Here is a 15,486-nt window from a genome sequence, read left to right on the forward strand (position 1 = left end):
ACCTTCTTCGGCGTCCCGTCAGCGTCCCAGACGCGAACGGTTCCGTCCTCGCCCCCGCTGGCGAGTCGACCGTCCGGGGACCAGGCCACCGAACGAACCGGCCCCTCATGCGCCCTGAGGACCTTCTTCGGCGTCCCGTCAGCGTCCCAGACGCGAACGGTTCCGTCCTCCCCCGCGCTCGCGAGTCGACCGTCCGGGGACCAGGCCACCGAACGAACCCATCCCATGTGGCCCAGAAGTACGGACGCGTCGCCGCTCTCGACGTCCCAGATCCGCACCGTCCCGTCGTCGCAGGCCGAGGCCAGGTGGCCGTCGGCCGACCAGGCCAGCGAGCGGATCCAGTCCTGGTGCCCTCTCAGCGTCAGCTTCATCGAATGACGAAGCGCGGACCGCAGCGCATGACCGGCGGACGGTGTCGCCGAGCACTCGACGATGGCCGTGTAGGCCAGCGCCATGGCCAGTTGAGGATCCTCGAACCGTAGCCTCAGGGAATGCCCTGCCAGTTGATCGGCGAGTCGTCGGCGGCGAAATGACTCGGCCAGCAACGACGTTCGCACGAACTCGCCGACCAGTGGGGACACGCCTTCGTTTGACATGACGTCCCTGGCTTGGTGCAGATATTCGCCGAAGAGCAGGTATCCGTCGTCGCGTCCGTGGTGGTCCCAGGTGAGGGCGAGCGGCTCCAGCTCCGTCCGACGCCGTAGTTCGGACTCGTGCGCGCGGGCGAGCTGCGCGAGCGGTTCCCACTGACGGAGCAGGGCTTCGTGTGCCAGATCGAAACTGTCCTCGACGTCCACCATCAGACGCGCGTCCCGGAACCGCTCGACGATGTCCAGCGCGGCGATGTCGAGCTCACTCCGTCTTACCCGCCGCCGAGTCGGTTGGACGCCCTGCCAGGTGATGAAACGCAGGAGTGTCTCCAGGACCCTGTCCGTTCCGTGACGCGGCTCGAGTTCGGCCAGCACGTGGTCGGCGTGCCGGGCGACCGCTCCGGCCACGCCTCCGGCCCGTTCGTAGTCGTTAATGGTGATCCGTCCGCTGCCGCCGTGCCGCTCGTACAGCTGTTCCAGCACGTAGCCGGTCAGCGGAAGGGCATCGTTTCCGGACGCCTCTCTCACCATGAGGTCGACCAAGCCGTCGTCCAGGGCGACCCCGGCGGCGTCGGCCGGTCCGTTGATCACTTTGCGTAGTCCGGCCGGTGACAACCGGCCGATCCCGAAGGGCTCGGAGAACAGGTGCGGCGTCGACCCCTCCTGGAAGGTGCCGAGGAACTCGAATCTCAGTGTTACGACGACGCTGACCCGAGGATCCCAGGTGAGTAACGCACCAAGCAGGGCGAGGAACGCGTCGCGCTGCTGCGGCGTGCACAGTGAGACGCATTCCTCGAGCTGGTCGATGATGAGGAGCAGCCGGTGGTCACCGCCGGACAGTGCCCGGGTGAGAGTGCACAACGTCCGCGGCCGGTATGGCGGACCCGTGTCCGTTAGGGCGGCCAGGGCCTCCTCGGATTCTCGCCGTAAATCCGCGATCCATTCGAGAGCCTGCGGCGTCATGGCGGCGGCCAGTCCGGCGACCGGGTCCGCACCGGGCAGGATCGGACCGACCGTGATCCAGCCGCGGCGTTCCAACGCCGGGACCACACCCGCGCGGACAAGAGACGATTTCCCGCTGCCCGAGGGCCCGATGACCGCGACGAAGCGCGCGGCCGTCTCCTTCGACCGGCGTGACAGCCGGTCCACCAGCACACCGATCTCCTGATCCCGGCCGAAGAACACGGCGGCCCGGTCCGGTCCGTAGGCTTCCAGACCTGGATACGGGTTGCCGTCCCCGCTCCACGATCGTGCACCCCGTGATCGCCAATGGCCGATGAGCCTGGCGCCCAGGACACCCGCCACCAGCGCAACGGTCCACTCCGGGGCGTAGTCGTTGACCGGCTGAAGCACCCTCGGCCATCGCTGCGGATCGGCGGTGAGGAGGTTGGTGCCGAAGCCGATCAACAGGCCGAGGACGAACGTGCCCGCTTGCAGGTCATGAGGAGCTCTGCGATTCATGGCGACCTGTCCTGACGAGGGCGGGGCTGCTCTCTATCGCACGTTCATCGAGCGGAGAACATGATGGTAACCAATGAACGATCAGCGCGGAACAGCACAGAATATATCCGTCATCGCGTCGCGACCGAGGAGATTACGATGGAGTCTCGCGCCGACGTGTTGCCGAATCCAACGACGAGGAGCGCCCATGCGTACTCTACTGATCGGGCACGATCATACGTCGCGGCCGGGTCATATCGGTGATTACCTACTCGCGAACGGCCACGATACCAGCGAGTTCCCCATTGTTCCGGCTGAGCTTTTTCATACGCCGGCCGTATCCGTAATCTTCCCCAACCCCACAGATTGGGAATTGATCATCTGTTTTGGGGCCCCCTGGTCCGTCTATGACACCTCGACCTTGGGTGAGTGGATCGGCGCGGAGTTGGCCTTCCTTCGCGCGGCCCACGAGGCCGACGTGCCCATTCTGGGAATCTGCTTCGGAGCCCAGGCCCTCGCTGCGGCACTGGGCGGTGGCGTGACGCCGGCGCCGCGCACGGAGCTTGGCTGGACGATCGTGGACACCGACGATCCGGACCTGATAGCACCAGGACCTTGGCTGGAGTCACACTCGGACCGTTGCGTCCTGCCGCCGGGCGCTCGGGAGGTCGCGCGTACGGACGTCGGGCCCCAGGCGTTCCGTGTAGGACGAAGTCTCGGACTGCAGTTCCATCCGGAGGTCACCGCGGATCTGCTGACCGAGTGGATGGACGTCGGCGGCGCGGAGCACGCCCGCCACATCGGCGTGGATCCCGAAGCGCTGATAGTCGAAACGGCGGCACGCGAGAACGTGACGCGTGAACAGGCGTACCGGCTGATGGACGTCTTCCTGTGCAAGGTGGCGAACGGGCCGGTCCACGTCGTTCGGTGACAGCAGGGCGAGATTGAGACTGAGCCTCGTTCCACCGGCGCGGAGTGTCAGCCGATCCGGCGGTCGCGGCCCGCGACGAGACCGGCCACGAGTTGCAGCACCATGAGGACGGCCATGAGGGTCAGTGGCGTCCGCCAGCCACCGCTGTGCTGGTAGAGCGCCCCGACGAGGATCGGCACGGGGATCGAGATGAGGTAGCCCGTGCTCTGCGCGAAGGCGGACAGCCGGGTCACCGTCGCGCCGTCCTGGCCCCGCATTCCGATCATGGCGAGGGCCAGCGGGAAGGCGGTGTTGGACAGGCCGAGCAGCACCGCCCACAGCCAGGCCGCGCCCGCCGGCGCGGCCCAGAGCCCGGCGAATCCGGCCAGACCGCACAGGGCGAGGCCCGCCGCCAGGCCGCTCTGGCCGCGCAGACGGCCGGCGAGGGTGGTCAGCGGATAGGACAGGGGCACGCTGAGCAGGGAGGTGACCGCGAAGAGCAGGCCCGCCGTCTCGGCCGACAGCCCGGCGTCGCGGAACATCTGCGGCAACCAGCCGATGATGACGTACGCTCCGCCGGCCTGCAGGCCGAAGAAAACCGCGAGCGCCCAGGCGGTGGGGCTCCGGGTGATGCGCACGCCGGACCCACCGTCCGAGGTGGCGGCGGGCACCGTGCCCGGCATGGGGACGGCGGACGCGCGCCGGCTGCGGCCGAGAAGCAGCCACGCCGGAACGGCGGCGACGGCGACGACCGCCCAGGCGCCCAGACCGGCCTCCCACCGCGCGCCGAACGCCCGGGCCAGCGGAACGGTCCCGGCGGCGGCCGCGCAGGCGCCGACGTTGAGCGCCGTGGAGTACACGCCGGTCATCGCGCCGACCCGGTCCGGGAAGCGCTGCTTGACCACCACCGGCAGCAGCACGTTGGTCACCGCGATGCCGGCCAGCGCGATGGCGCTCAGCGCGATGAACACGAGGGTGCCCGACGCGAAGGGCCGGGCGACCAGGCCCGCCGCGAGCGCCACGGCGCCGACGGCGATGACTCCGTCGGTTCCGTACCGGCGGGCGAGCCGGGACGCGGCGAACCCGACGAGCGCGAAGCACACCTCCGGCAGCGAGGTGAGCAGCCCGGCGACGGTGGCGCTCATCCCGAGCGTGGAGCGCACCTCTTCGAGCACCGGGCCCAGGCTCGTGACGGCGGGGCGGAGGTTGAGCGCGGCCAGGACCAGGGCCACGGCCGCCAGCCGTCGGCCGGCGACGGGGGACGCGGTGAGGTCCTGCGGCGGTTCCGCACATTGCGGACGAACCGCCTCATGATTCGACATAGCGCTAATCGTAGAATGATGGGATGAATCTCGCACCGGTCCCCCGTCGGGCCGTCCTGTCGGACCAGGTGATCGCGCGGCTGCGGCAGCAGATCACCTCCGGCACCTGGCCGGTCGGGTCCCGCATCCCGACCGAACCGGAGCTGGTCGAGCAACTGGGCGTCGCCCGCAACACCGTCCGGGAGGCCGTACGGGCGCTGGCGCACAACGGGATGCTGGACATCCGCCAGGGCTCCGGGACCTACGTCGTGGCGACCAGCGAGCTGTCCGGCGTGATGCAGCGCCGCTTCGCCGAGGTCGGCCGACGCGACGTCATCGAGGTGCGGGGCGCTCTGGAGGCCGCTGCGGCCGGGCTGGCCGCCGAACGGCGCACGGACGAGGATCTACGGCGGCTCGACACCCTCCTGGAACGCCGGGAGAAGGCCTGGACGTCCGGCGACCGGGACGCGTTCGTCGACGCGGACGCGGCGTTCCACCTCGCGGTCGTCGCCGCGTCCCACAACGAGGTGCTGGCCGAGCTGTACGCGGACCTCGGTCAGGTGATCCGGGAGTCGCTGCGGGAGCACTTCGGCGCCGAGCTGTCCCCCGAGGGCTATATGGACCACTCCCGGCTGCTCGCGGCCATCCGGGCTTGCGACGCCGCCACGGCCGCCGCCGAGGCCGCCTCCCACACCGCCCGCCGCTCCGACCCCTGACCCGGCCCGTCCCCCGCCCCCGGCCGTCCCACCGGCGGCCGGATCCCACCTTCGCCACGCCGTGCCGTGTACCGGCGACGTCCTCGTGCCGAAGCCTCGGGAAAGGACCGTCGCAGCCGCCCGGGTCGGCCTAATTTCGCCCCCTTTGAGTGCTGACGGGCCCGGCGTTGACCGAGCGATACGTACACCCGATCTCGGCTCCAGCCATCCACGGGCCGTAGTCTCCGTCCGGGGACGGCCGAAATTCGGTTTCGCCGCGCCGCGCCGTTCCGTACGGTGAGCCTCATGTCGCTCTTCATGAACATGGTCCGCCGTGCCCGCCTCCGGGAACTCGAGGCGGGCCTGGGGCTGGCATCCGCTCACTGACGAATGGGCGGCGCGTGTCGTCGCGGACGCCGGCGTGCGCCCCGGCGAGCTCGTCCTCGACATCGGCGCCGGTGAGGGCGCGCTGACCGCGCACCTCCTCGACGCGGGCGCCCGGGTGCTCGCCGTCGAACTGCACCCCGGACGGGCGGTACGCCTGCGGGAGCGTTTCGCCGGTGCGCGCCTGACGGTCGTGACGGCCGATGCCCGGTCGCTGCGCCTACCGGACCGGCCGTTCCGTGTGGTGTCCAGCCCGCCGTACGGCATCTCCAGCGCGCTGCTCCGCACGCTGCTGACCCCGCGGTCCCGGCTGGTCGCCGCCGACCTGGTGCTCCAGCGCGCGGTCGTACGCCGCTACGCCGAGGGACGATCGGCCGCGCGCGTCCCCGGCCGGTGGACCGTACGCTCCGGCCGCGCGCTGCCCCGCCGCGCCTTCCGCCCGCCCCCGAAGGTCGACTCCGCCGTGCTCGTCGTACGCCGCCGGTGACCGCCGCGGGGAAGGCCCGGCCGTCGTGGTCGGACCGGCCGCCGCCGTCTGCCGGCGGCCGGTTTCGGGTCCGCCGTGTGCCGCCGTCCCATCGTGTGCCGCCGTCCCACCGCGTCCGCTCGTGCGGAAGTCTCGGATAAGACGGCCGCGCCCGCCCGGGTCGACCTGGTTCATCCCCTTCGCGAGCCGGCGCGCCCGGCGTTGACCGAGCCTTGCGCACACCCGAACGCCCGGGCTTCCGGATCGGACCGCGGCGCTGTACAGTCTCCCGCAGCGGAACGAACGCGAGGAGGTGAGCCCGATGACGATGACCGGTCCTTTCCGGGCGCTCCTCGCCGTCGCGGCCGTCTGAGCCGCGCTGAGGGGTGTCCGTCCGTACACACTCCTCAGCGAAGGAACCATGACAGTCACGCCTTTCCAGATCTCCGTTTCCGACGACGTCCTCGACGACCTGCGCGCGCGTCTCGCCCGTACGCGGTTCACGACGGCGTCCGACACCACCTCGTGGGCGGCCGGCACCGATCCCGGCTACCTGCGCGAGCTCGTCGCGTACTGGGCGGACGAGTTCGACTGGCGCGCGGCCGAGAAGGCGCTCAACGCCTACCCGCACCACCTCGCCGAGGTGGCCGGCCGGAAGGTGCACTTCGTGCACGTGCGCGGCGTGCGCCCCGAAGGCGGGCCCGAGCCGCTCCCCCTCGTGCTGACGCACGGCTGGCCGAGCAGTTTCGTCGAGATGCTGCCCGTCGCCCGGCGCCTCGCCGACCCGGCCGCGTACGGGGGCGACCCCGCCGACGCCTTCGACGTCGTCATCCCCTCGCTGCCCGGGTTCCTGTTCTCCGAGCTGCCGGACGGCCCCTTCACCCGCCAGGGCGTCGCCCGGATCTGGCACTCGCTGATGACCGAGACCCTCGGCCACCGGCGGTTCGGGGCGTTCGGCGGGGACATCGGGGGCGGCGTCACCCAGTGGCTGGGCGCGCTGTTCCCGGAGAGCCTGGTCGGCGTCCACGTGACGTCGGCGGTGGTCACCGCCGATTTCGGCGACCGGCCGCCGACCGCCGAGGAGCAGGCGTTCCTCGACGACCTGCGCGCGTACGACGCGGAGGACGGCGGATACAGCGAGATCATGTGCACCCGGCCGGACACGGTCGCCGCGGCGCTCATGGACTCCCCCGCCGGGCTCGCCGCCTGGATCATCGACAAGTACCGGGACTGGAGCGACTGCGGCGGTGACCTGGAGGCCCGCTGGGACAAGGACACCCTGTGCACGGTCGCGACCCTCTACTGGGCGACCGGCACGATCGGGTCGTCGTTCCGGCAGTACTACGACTATCCGTCCAACCCGCCGGTCCCGCGGATCACCGTTCCGGGAGCGGTGACCCTGAGCAACGAGCCCGCGCTGCGGACCCTGCCGAAGAGCCTCGCGGAACGGGTGTACGCGGACCTGCGCCACTGGCACCGGCCGGAACGGGGCGGCCACTTCATGTCCCATGAGGAGCCCGAGCAGGTGGCCGACGACCTGCGCGCCTTCTTCCGGCCGTTGCGGACCGAGGGCTGACGTCCGCCGCCGTCAACGGGGCGCCTGGGCGCGGACCAGGACCTCGCCGGCGGCGGTGCGGTCGTAGAGGACGGCTCGTCCGGCGCGTCGGCGCCGCACGAGCCGGGCGTCGAGCAGGATCCTCAGGTGGCGGCCGACCGAGCCGAGTCCCTGGCCGGTCAGGGCGACCAACTGCGTCGTGGTCTTGGGCGTGTCCAGGAGGACGAGGACGCGTGCCCGCGCGGGTCCCAGCAGCGCGCCCAGGGCGTCGGGCACGGGGACGGGGTCGGGTGCGGCGAGCACGCCGGAGCACGGGTACATCACGGCGTACCGGTCGGCCGCCCAGGAGACCCAGCCGACGCCGGGCGTCACGGGGACGAACAGCAGCCGCGCTCCGGAAAGGTCCCGGGGCGGGGAGTCGTACCGGTTGACCTGCAGACGGCCCTCCCCCAGCCACCGCATCCCCGGACGCATCGCGTCGAACGCGGCGGCCCAGCCGGCCTGGCCGAGCTGCGCGGTCCGCGCGACGACATCGGCCTCGATGACGCGCCGGCGTCGCGCCCAGCCCGGCCGGACCAGCTCCGTCCACAGCCACTCGAGCAGGTCGGCGAGGCGCTCGGCCAGATCCGGCCGACGCAGCCCTGCCGGGACGGGACCCCGCAGCGCGACCTCGAGGTCCTCCTGGACCTGGTCGGCGGGTGTCTCGCGAATCGGTGCCAGTTCGTCGTGGAAGGCCGGAGCCGCCGCACCGGAGGCCGGGGGGACCACGAAGTCCGCGATCCAGCCCGGGCGCAGCGCGGACCACACGAGCAGCGCGGTGATCGGGTCGGCGGCCAGCCGCGACCGGTAGGCGGGAAGGCCGGCGTCGAGCCACTGGCGCTCGCCGGGGTGCGCGGCCACGTCCTTGTGCAGCGCCAGGAGGCACGCGGTGGTCTCGGCCAGCGCCGAGACGACGAACCGGCTCTCCGCCAGCGTGTCCGTGCTGATCCGCCACCAGCTCATGTTTCGCCTCCCCGCGAAACATTAGCGGCCTCGTTCCGCCGGGCGTGAGACTCCCGATCATGCCGACCACCTACCGCGGGCTCTTCCGCACGCCCGAGTTCACGCCGCTGTTCGCGACCGCGTCGACGCAGGTCGCGGCGTCGACCGTCAGCGGCCTGGCCCTGGGCACGCTCGTCTACGCGGCCACGCGCTCACCGCTGTTGTCGGCGCTCAGCATGTTCGGCCCGTCCCTGGCCCAGGTGATCGGGGCGACGGCGCTGCTGTCGGCGGCCGACCGGCTGCCGCCCCGCGCCGCGACGACGGGCTTGGCGCTGGCCTTCGCGCTCGGCACCGCCGCGCTGGCCGTCCCGGGCCTGCCCCTGTGGGCCGTCTTCGTCGTGATCATGTTGCTGGGGCTGGTGGGTTCGGTGGCCGGCGGGGTGCGGTACGGGCTGCTCAGCGAGATCCTTCCCGGTGAGACCTACCTGCTCGGCCGGTCGGTGCTGAACATGTCGGCCGGCACCATGCAGATCTGCGGGTTCGCCGTGGGAGGCGGGCTGGTGACGGCCCTGTCCCCGCGCGGCACGCTGCTGACCGGCGCGGCCCTCTACCTGGCCACGGCGGCCGTCGCGTGGTTCGGTCTCGGCGGCCGCCCGCCACGGACCGCGGGCCGGCCGTCGATCGCCGTGACCTGGCGGACGAACGCGCGGCTGTGGTCCTCGCCGCCTCGCCGGTACGTCTACCTGGCCCTGTGGGTGCCGAACGGCCTGATCGTCGGCTGCGAGTCGCTGTTCGTCCCGTACGCGCCCCGGCACGCGGGACTGCTGTTCGCGTTCGCGGCCGGGGGGATGCTGCTCGGCGACACGCTGACCGGCCGGTTCGTCTCCCCGGACTGGCGGCGGCGGCTCGACGCCCCGCTGCGCCTGCTGCTCGCCGCGCCGTACCTCGTCTTCGCCGCGCACCCGGGCCTGGGCCTCGCCGTGGCCGCGGTCACGCTCGCCTCGATCGGGTACTCGGCCACGCTCCTGCTGCAGGACCGCCTGATGGCCCTCACGCCGAAGGACGCGCACGGGCAGGCGCTGGGCCTGCACTCCGCCGGGATGCTCACCATGCAGGGCGTCGGCGCCGCCCTGGCCGGAGCGGTCGCCCAGCACGTCTCCCCCGCGACGGCCATGGCCGTGATGGCGGTGGGTTCCGTCGCGGTCACTTTTCTGCTCGCGCCGGGCTTGCGCGGCGAGCCCGGGGCCGTACCGACGCGGTCATCGCAGCAACGCCACGAAACACAAAAAGGTGTTTCAAATGCAGTAACTGGAGATTAGTCGCATTTTCCAAAGGTGAAGAACCGCGGTTCCACTCGGCGCCGGGCCCCGGCGGCCCGCATGCCCGTCTTCGGCGTGGGCATGGACGACTCCGTCCGTACGTCGGAGGATGGAGCGATGAGCGGGGACGGCGAGCAGCGGGACGGCGTGACTCTGACCAACCTGGACCAGCCCCTGTTCGAGGGGGCCGGGGCGACGAAGCGCGAGCTGGTGGACTATCTCGACGCGGTCGCCGACCGGATCATCCCGAACCTGCGGGAGCGTCCGCTGTCGGTGATCCGGGCGCTGCGCGGCCAGGCGCCGTTCATGCAGAAGAACCTTCCGAAGTACGCCCCGCCGTGGATACCGGCCGTACGGGTGTGGGCGGAGGCGTCCCGCCGCCACGTGACGTACGCGGTCTGCGAGGACCGGCGGACGCTGCTGTGGTTCGCCAACCAGCGCGCCGTCGAGTAACACCCCGCGCTCCTGCGCGGCGACCAGGTCACCCACCTCGTGCTGGACATCGACCCGCCGGACGCGGGCGCGTTCGGCCTCGCCGTCCGCGCGGCCCGCCTCGTCCGCGAGGTCCTGACGGACGCCGGCCTCACCGGCGTGGTCAAGACGAGCGGTGCCAAGGGCGTCCACGTGTTCGTCCCGGTCGACGGGCGGGTGACCGCGGAGGAGGCCGCCGCTGCGACCCGGGCGATCGGGGCGCGCGCCGAACGCCTGGACCCGGCGCTCGCCACCACGGCGTTCATCCGTGAGGACCGGGGCGGCAAGGTGTTCATCGACTCGACCCGGGCGGGCGGGGCGACGGTGGTGGCCGTCTACAGCCCGCGTGTACGGCCCGGGGTGCCCGTCTCGTTCCCCGTCGCGTGGGACGACCTGGACGACGTGACGCCGGCGGACTTCACGATGCGGACCGCGCGCCGCCTGCTCGCCGAGGACGACCCCTGGTCCGCCTGGATGCCCGGTCCGCAGCCGCTCGATCCGGATCTCGTCGCCGAGGGCCGTACGATCCCTGTCGCCCGGGTGCAGGCGATGCACGAGGGCAAGCGCCGCGCCCGCGCCCGCCGCGCCGGCGCCTGACACCGGGCAACGGTGCGCCCCGCCCCTCAGATCGAGGGGGCGGGGCGCGGTTGAGGGCGTTCGCCCGGTTCAGTGGACGCTGGGGGCACCTGTCGAAGCGAGTTCGACGGAGCCCATCGTCCGGTTACCGACCCGCCGTGCCCGCCCGGTCCGGCTCAGCGGACCGCGCCGAACGCGCACGCGGGCGAGTGCCCCGCGCGCGCCGCCGCGTCCGGCCGGCGGCGGCGTTGGTCAGCAGGTACAGCAGGTTGATCACGAGGATCGCCGGAGCGACGACCGCGACGGTGCCGCTGAAGAGCGGCTCCAGCAGCAGCGCCAGGATGATCGCCGTGATCCCGTTCTGTTGGGCCCGCGCCAGCAGCTTCCTGTCGGCGCGGGTGTGTGATCGTGTCAGTGGCAGGCTCACCAGGGCGTGCGCGACGAAGGCGGTCACGCCCAGGACGATCCCGGGAACCGGTGAGACTCCCGCCGACAGGACGACGCCGAGGAGCACGGCCGCCAGGAGGAAGGCCACGTTGATGGCCTTGTCCAGGAATCCCTGGACGGCCTCCGGCCGGCCGGGGATCCGCGGCCGGACCTTCAGCCCGACCAGCGCGACGGCCAGCACCCAGGACTGCCAGACCCCGACCGCGAACACGACCGCCAGGATGGCGCACCCCACCGGGAACTGCCGGCGCGGCGCGAACCTGCCGGTCAGCCGGTAGAGCACGATCGCGACCGCGGCCACCCCCAGATTGCCCACCAGGTCGATGGTGAACATGGCGGGGCCGCCGAGGGCCTGGTGAACGGCTGCCGCCCCATCGTGGAACCGCATGGCGAACGCCGCGACGTAGATGGTGAGCAGCGTCGTCACCGGATCGTCGAAGGAGGCCCAGGCGAGCAGCAGGGCCTGGCCACGACGGGAGAGCCGGGACGACTCACCGAGTGCGGCGACCGACAGCGGATCGATCTGCGCGACCGCGATGCCGAGCACCAGATACGCGGGGTTCCGGAACGCCAGGAACATCACGGCGGTGATCAGCACCGCCTTGAGGAGCACGCCCACGGTGACGGCCAGCACGACGGTGCGCGCGTCGGAGCGGAGATGCCCGATGTCGATGCCATGCGTGCTGCCGTAGAGGCCCACGGCCAGCAACGCGGTCACCGACATGGCATAGAACGGTCCGTCCAGGATGCCGGTCGCCTGCGGGAAGGCCAGGCCGCCCAGCACACCGAGGAGGACCATGGCGACCGTGAGAACCATGCGTTTCGTCATGGCCGCACCACCGCTAATTCGCTGAGATTCATGTTCGTCTCCGTTCTGGATCGAGGTTTCCTTCGCGGGTTTCTCCCGCAGAGACAACTGTTCGTCCGAGGAGCCCGGCGGCAACGGCCTCGACCGGGCCCGCCTCCGGCGACTCCGGCACCTGAGCCGCGGCGGCCCGTCAGACTGGGCCCATGAGCGAGCGAAGCGGAAACACAGCGCCTCTGGTCACTCCTCCGACGGAGGAGGTCGCGTGAGCGATGCCGACGAGCCGTACGGTGACCCGTCCGCCGGGGACTCCGACATTCCGCGTTCCCTTGACCGCGTCCTGGCGGACGTCGCCGCCGAGCGCGCGGCGCAGGACGCGATGTGGGGCGTGCAGGACCTGCCGGACGGCACCGGGACCGAGCACGCCGCCGCGGCCGACGCCGCCAAGCGCGACTGCCGGGAGGCGTGGACCGGGGCCCGGCTGACCTGGCGGCACATCCTCGCCGAGGAGTTCTGCGAGGCGCTGGCCGAGACCGACCCGCGGGCGCTGCGGAGCGAGCTGATCCAGACCGCCGCCGTCGCGGTGAAGTGGGTGCAGGCGCTCGACCGCCGCGACGGGAGCCTGACCCATCGGGGCCGGACCGGCCCCGGCCGCCTGGAGAAGCTCGTACGCGACGGCGTGCCCGACCTCATCCGCGCCGACGGCCGCGACCCCGACGTGCGGACCGCCGGGGACGGCGAGTACCTCATGCTGCTGCGCGGGAAGCTGTACGAGGAGGTCGGCGAGTTCGCCGCGTCCGGTGACGTGGCGGAGCTCGCCGACGTCCTCGAAGTGGTCTACGCCCTCGCGGCCGCGCGCGGCGTCGAGGCCGACGAGCTGGACCGGATGCGCGCCGCCAAGGCCGCCCGCAACGGGGCGTTCACCCGCCGCCGGGTCCTCCGCCGCCCCGGCTGATCACGGCGCCCGCCCCGGCGTCCCTCTCAGTCGTCGTCCCGGTGCCGCGTGTCCTCGGCGAGCTCGTCGACCGCGACGGCGACGGCCAGCACCAGCGGGACGTCGGGGTGGTAGACGTCGATGCCGTACGTGTCGCGGATCCGGAACCACTTGCGGGACGTCTCCGCGACGACGCCCTGGTCGCTCTCGATCCGGTAGTTCTTCTCGATGAGGTCGCCGGTCGCGGTCCACTCCTGCCCGTCGGCCAGCTCGATCTCCATCTTGTGCCGGAGCGGGCTGAACAGCTTCTTGTGCACCTTCGCGACGGTGCCGCCCTCGGCCTCGATGAGCATGGTGTCGCGGATGCTGACCATCTTCTTCCGGATGACGGCGAAGATCTCCCCGTCCGGTCCCTTCAGCTCGAACGTCTGGCGAAGTCGCAGCGCCTTCCCGTCGACGAGGAAAACGCGCTGCCCTGCTTCGTCCTCGATCCAGAAATCGTCTCCGATGCTGAACATCCGCTCGCGCATCACGAACTTCACGCCGCCTCCTCGGTCCGTCGTCGCGGGGAGGATCCCCGGCTTCACCATCCATCATTCCTCTGAAAAAGAGTGACTTTCCGGGCGGTGCACCTATCGTGAGGTCGTGCTCACGGTCGGACTGGACCTCGCAGCGGAGGCCGGGAACACCGCGCTCGCCCGGCTGGAGTGGCGCCGCGGTGGCTGCCCCGTTCGCGGGATCCAGCAGGCGTGCGAGGACGAGATGATCGTCGACGCGCTACTGACGGCGGACAGGGCCGGGGTCGACTGCCCGCTCGGCTGGCCGGTTCCCTTCGTCGAGTTCGTCGCCGCGCACCGGTCCGGGAACGTCGCCGTACCGGTCGGGACCCGCGGCCGGGACTGGCGCCGGAACCTCGCGCTCCGGCTGACCGACCGGGTCGTCCACGAGCGGACCGGGCTGACCCCGCTGAGCGTCTCCGCCGACCGGATCGGCCACGCGGCGATGCGGTGCGCCGCGCTCCTGTCCCGCCTCGCGCGGGAGGGCCGCCCGGTGGACCGGTGCGGCACGGGCGTGGTGGTCGAGGTCTACCCGGCCGCGTCCCTGCGGCTCTGGAGCCTGCCGTACCGCGGGTACAAGCGGGCGCACGATCCGTCGGCCCTCGGGCGGCTCGTGGACGCCCTGCTGGCGGCCGCGCCCTGGCTCGACCTCGGAGCCTGCGAGTCGCTGTGCCGCCGCTCGCACGACGCCACGGACGCGGTCGTCGCGGCCCTCACCGCCCGCGCCGCCGCCCTCGGCCGCACCACCTCCCCCGGAGCCGACGAGGTCGAGACGGCGAGGTCGGAGGGCTGGATCGCCCTCCCCACCGGCCCCCTCGACGACCTCCAGCCCGGCGCATGAGGCACAAGTGCACTTGTGCTGAAGCGCGCTCCAGGTGTTCGGATGTTTCCATGGACTACGTACACCTCGGACGTACCGGGCTGAGGGTCAGTCGGCTGGTGCTCGGCACCATGAACTTCGGCCCGCAGACCGACGAGCCACACAGTCACGAGATCATGGACGCCGCGCTCGACGCGGGGATCAACTTCTTCGACACGGCGAACGTCTACGGTGGGACCCCGCAGAAGGGCCGTACCGAGGAGATCGTCGGCACCTGGTTCGCCAAGGGCGGCGGCCGGCGGGACAAGACGGTCCTGGCCACCAAGGTCTACGGGAACATGGGCCCGGCCGGTGATGCCTGGCCGAACCACGACAAGCTGTCCGCGGTGAACATCCGCCGCGCCGTCGACGCCTCCCTGCGCCGGCTCGGCACGGACCACATCGACGTCTACCAGTTCCACCACATCGACCGCGCGACGCCGTGGGAGGAGATCTGGCAGGCGATGGACGTCCTCGTCCAGCAGGGCAAGATCCTGTACGTCGGATCGTCCAACTTCCCCGGTTGGGGAATCGCCCGCGCGAACGAGCAGGCCGCCCGGCGCGGCTCCCTCGGCCTCGTCAGCGAGCAGTGCCTGTACAACCTGATCGAGCGGCGGGCCGAGATGGAGGTCATCCCGGCCGCCGAGGCGTACGGGCTGGGCGTGATCCCCTGGTCGCCGCTGCAGAGCGGGCTGCTCGGCGGGGCGATCCGCAAGGAGCGCGAGGGCGGTGGCGCCCGCTCGACGTCCGGGCGCGAGGCCGAGACGCTGGCCGACCCGGCCCGGCGCGAGCGGATCCAGGCGTACGAGGACCTGTGCGAGCAGCACGGTTTCGAACCCGGTGACGTGGGCCTGGCCTGGCTGCTGACCCGGCCGGGCGTGACCGGGCCGATCGTGGGACCGCGCACGCGGGAGCATCTCGACTCGGCCCTGCGGGCGCTCACCCTGGAGCTGTCCGATGAGTTCCTGAAGGCGCTCGACGAGATCTTCCCCGGGCCCGGCCCGGCTCCCGAGGCGTTCGCCTGGTGAGGACGCGCGGGGCCCGACGGTGACCCTACCGCCGTGGACGGAAACGTCCCCGTCCACGGCGGGAGGCCCGGTCCGGAGTGGGTTGGCCCTGACGTCGCGTCATGGCGGTATTTTTCCGGTTGCACGTGCTCGGAGTGGTTTGCCACCGTAGAGCCGTTGCGCCTCCTC

At 71.8% G+C, this 15,486-nt stretch carries 13 protein-coding genes and 1 pseudogene; 9 read left to right on the forward strand and 5 right to left on the reverse strand.

The annotated features are described in order from the left end of the window. The coding region (locus AB0K82_RS32950) for a WD40 repeat domain-containing protein (RefSeq protein WP_364404576.1) at nucleotides 1-2,051 on the reverse strand (2,051 nt) is incomplete at its 3' end. A 187-nt stretch (nucleotides 2,052-2,238) separates the two neighbouring features. Between AB0K82_RS32950 and AB0K82_RS32955 the strand changes: the two genes are divergently transcribed. Further along, nucleotides 2,239-2,961, forward strand: coding sequence for a gamma-glutamyl-gamma-aminobutyrate hydrolase family protein (locus AB0K82_RS32955; protein WP_364404578.1), 723 nt, complete (start codon nucleotides 2,239-2,241; stop codon nucleotides 2,959-2,961). A 47-nt stretch (nucleotides 2,962-3,008) separates the two neighbouring features. On the opposite strand, the gene AB0K82_RS32960 is transcribed toward AB0K82_RS32955, so the two are convergent. After that, the gene (locus AB0K82_RS32960) at nucleotides 3,009-4,262 is read right to left on the reverse strand and encodes an MFS transporter (protein WP_364404579.1); all 1,254 of its coding nucleotides are present in this window, start codon (nucleotides 4,260-4,262) and stop codon (nucleotides 3,009-3,011) included. Between the two features lie 23 nt (nucleotides 4,263-4,285). Here AB0K82_RS32960 and AB0K82_RS32965 point away from each other — a divergent pair, with 23 nt between their 5' ends. The 3 genes from AB0K82_RS32965 to AB0K82_RS32975 all read left to right on the forward strand — a co-directional run bounded on the left by AB0K82_RS32965 (nucleotide 4,286) and on the right by AB0K82_RS32975 (nucleotide 7,362). Continuing rightward, nucleotides 4,286-4,957, forward strand: a complete 672-nt coding sequence (locus AB0K82_RS32965; protein WP_364404581.1) for a FadR/GntR family transcriptional regulator — start codon at nucleotides 4,286-4,288, stop codon at nucleotides 4,955-4,957. 313 nt (nucleotides 4,958-5,270) lie between these two features. Then, entirely contained in the window at nucleotides 5,271-5,807 is a 537-nt protein-coding gene (locus AB0K82_RS32970; RefSeq protein WP_364404583.1) for an rRNA adenine N-6-methyltransferase family protein, read from the forward strand. Nucleotides 5,808-6,207: 400 nt separating this feature from the next. Beyond that, nucleotides 6,208-7,362 (forward strand): epoxide hydrolase family protein, encoded by a 1,155-nt coding sequence (locus tag AB0K82_RS32975; RefSeq protein WP_364404585.1) that lies wholly within the window; start codon nucleotides 6,208-6,210, stop codon nucleotides 7,360-7,362. A 12-nt stretch (nucleotides 7,363-7,374) separates the two neighbouring features. Here the strand turns inward: AB0K82_RS32975 and AB0K82_RS32980 are convergent, their stop codons facing one another. Beyond that, the gene (locus AB0K82_RS32980; RefSeq protein ID WP_364404586.1) at nucleotides 7,375-8,343 is read right to left on the reverse strand and encodes an ArsR family transcriptional regulator; all 969 of its coding nucleotides are present in this window, start codon (nucleotides 8,341-8,343) and stop codon (nucleotides 7,375-7,377) included. Nucleotides 8,344-8,402: 59 nt separating this feature from the next. Here AB0K82_RS32980 and AB0K82_RS32985 point away from each other — a divergent pair, with 59 nt between their 5' ends. Together AB0K82_RS32985 and AB0K82_RS32990 are read left to right on the forward strand one after the other, a co-directional pair. Then, entirely contained in the window at nucleotides 8,403-9,641 is a 1,239-nt protein-coding gene (locus tag AB0K82_RS32985) for an MFS transporter (protein ID WP_364404588.1), read from the forward strand. A 117-nt stretch (nucleotides 9,642-9,758) separates the two neighbouring features. Next, nucleotides 9,759-10,709 (forward strand): annotated as a pseudogene (locus tag AB0K82_RS32990) (ATP-dependent DNA ligase). Nucleotides 10,710-10,833: 124 nt separating this feature from the next. Here the strand turns inward: AB0K82_RS32990 and AB0K82_RS32995 are convergent. After that, nucleotides 10,834-11,964 (reverse strand): hypothetical protein, encoded by a 1,131-nt coding sequence (locus AB0K82_RS32995; protein WP_364404589.1) that lies wholly within the window; start codon nucleotides 11,962-11,964, stop codon nucleotides 10,834-10,836. Between the two features lie 241 nt (nucleotides 11,965-12,205). On the opposite strand from AB0K82_RS32995, the gene AB0K82_RS33000 reads away from it, so the two are divergent. Continuing rightward, a complete protein-coding gene (locus AB0K82_RS33000; RefSeq protein WP_364404591.1) occupies nucleotides 12,206-12,895 on the forward strand; it encodes a nucleoside triphosphate pyrophosphohydrolase in 690 nt (229 codons plus the stop codon). 26 nt (nucleotides 12,896-12,921) lie between these two features. On the opposite strand, the gene AB0K82_RS33005 is transcribed toward AB0K82_RS33000, so the two are convergent. Beyond that, entirely contained in the window at nucleotides 12,922-13,416 is a 495-nt protein-coding gene (locus tag AB0K82_RS33005) for an LURP-one-related family protein (protein ID WP_364404593.1), read from the reverse strand. Nucleotides 13,417-13,519: 103 nt separating this feature from the next. Between AB0K82_RS33005 and AB0K82_RS33010 the strand changes: the two genes are divergently transcribed. Continuing rightward, on the forward strand, nucleotides 13,520-14,272 hold the full coding sequence (locus AB0K82_RS33010; protein WP_364404595.1) for a DUF429 domain-containing protein: 753 nt from the start codon (nucleotides 13,520-13,522) through the stop codon (nucleotides 14,270-14,272). A gap of 50 nt (nucleotides 14,273-14,322) precedes the next feature. Then, complete coding sequence (locus tag AB0K82_RS33015; protein ID WP_364404597.1) at nucleotides 14,323-15,318, forward strand: aldo/keto reductase; 996 nt, start codon at nucleotides 14,323-14,325, stop codon at nucleotides 15,316-15,318. Nucleotides 15,319-15,486: the final 168 nt, after the last annotated feature.

The sequence above is a fragment of the Actinoallomurus sp. NPDC052274 genome (genome assembly GCF_040679475.1).
Classification (GTDB): Bacteria; Actinomycetota; Actinomycetes; order Streptosporangiales; family Streptosporangiaceae; genus Actinoallomurus; species Actinoallomurus liliacearum.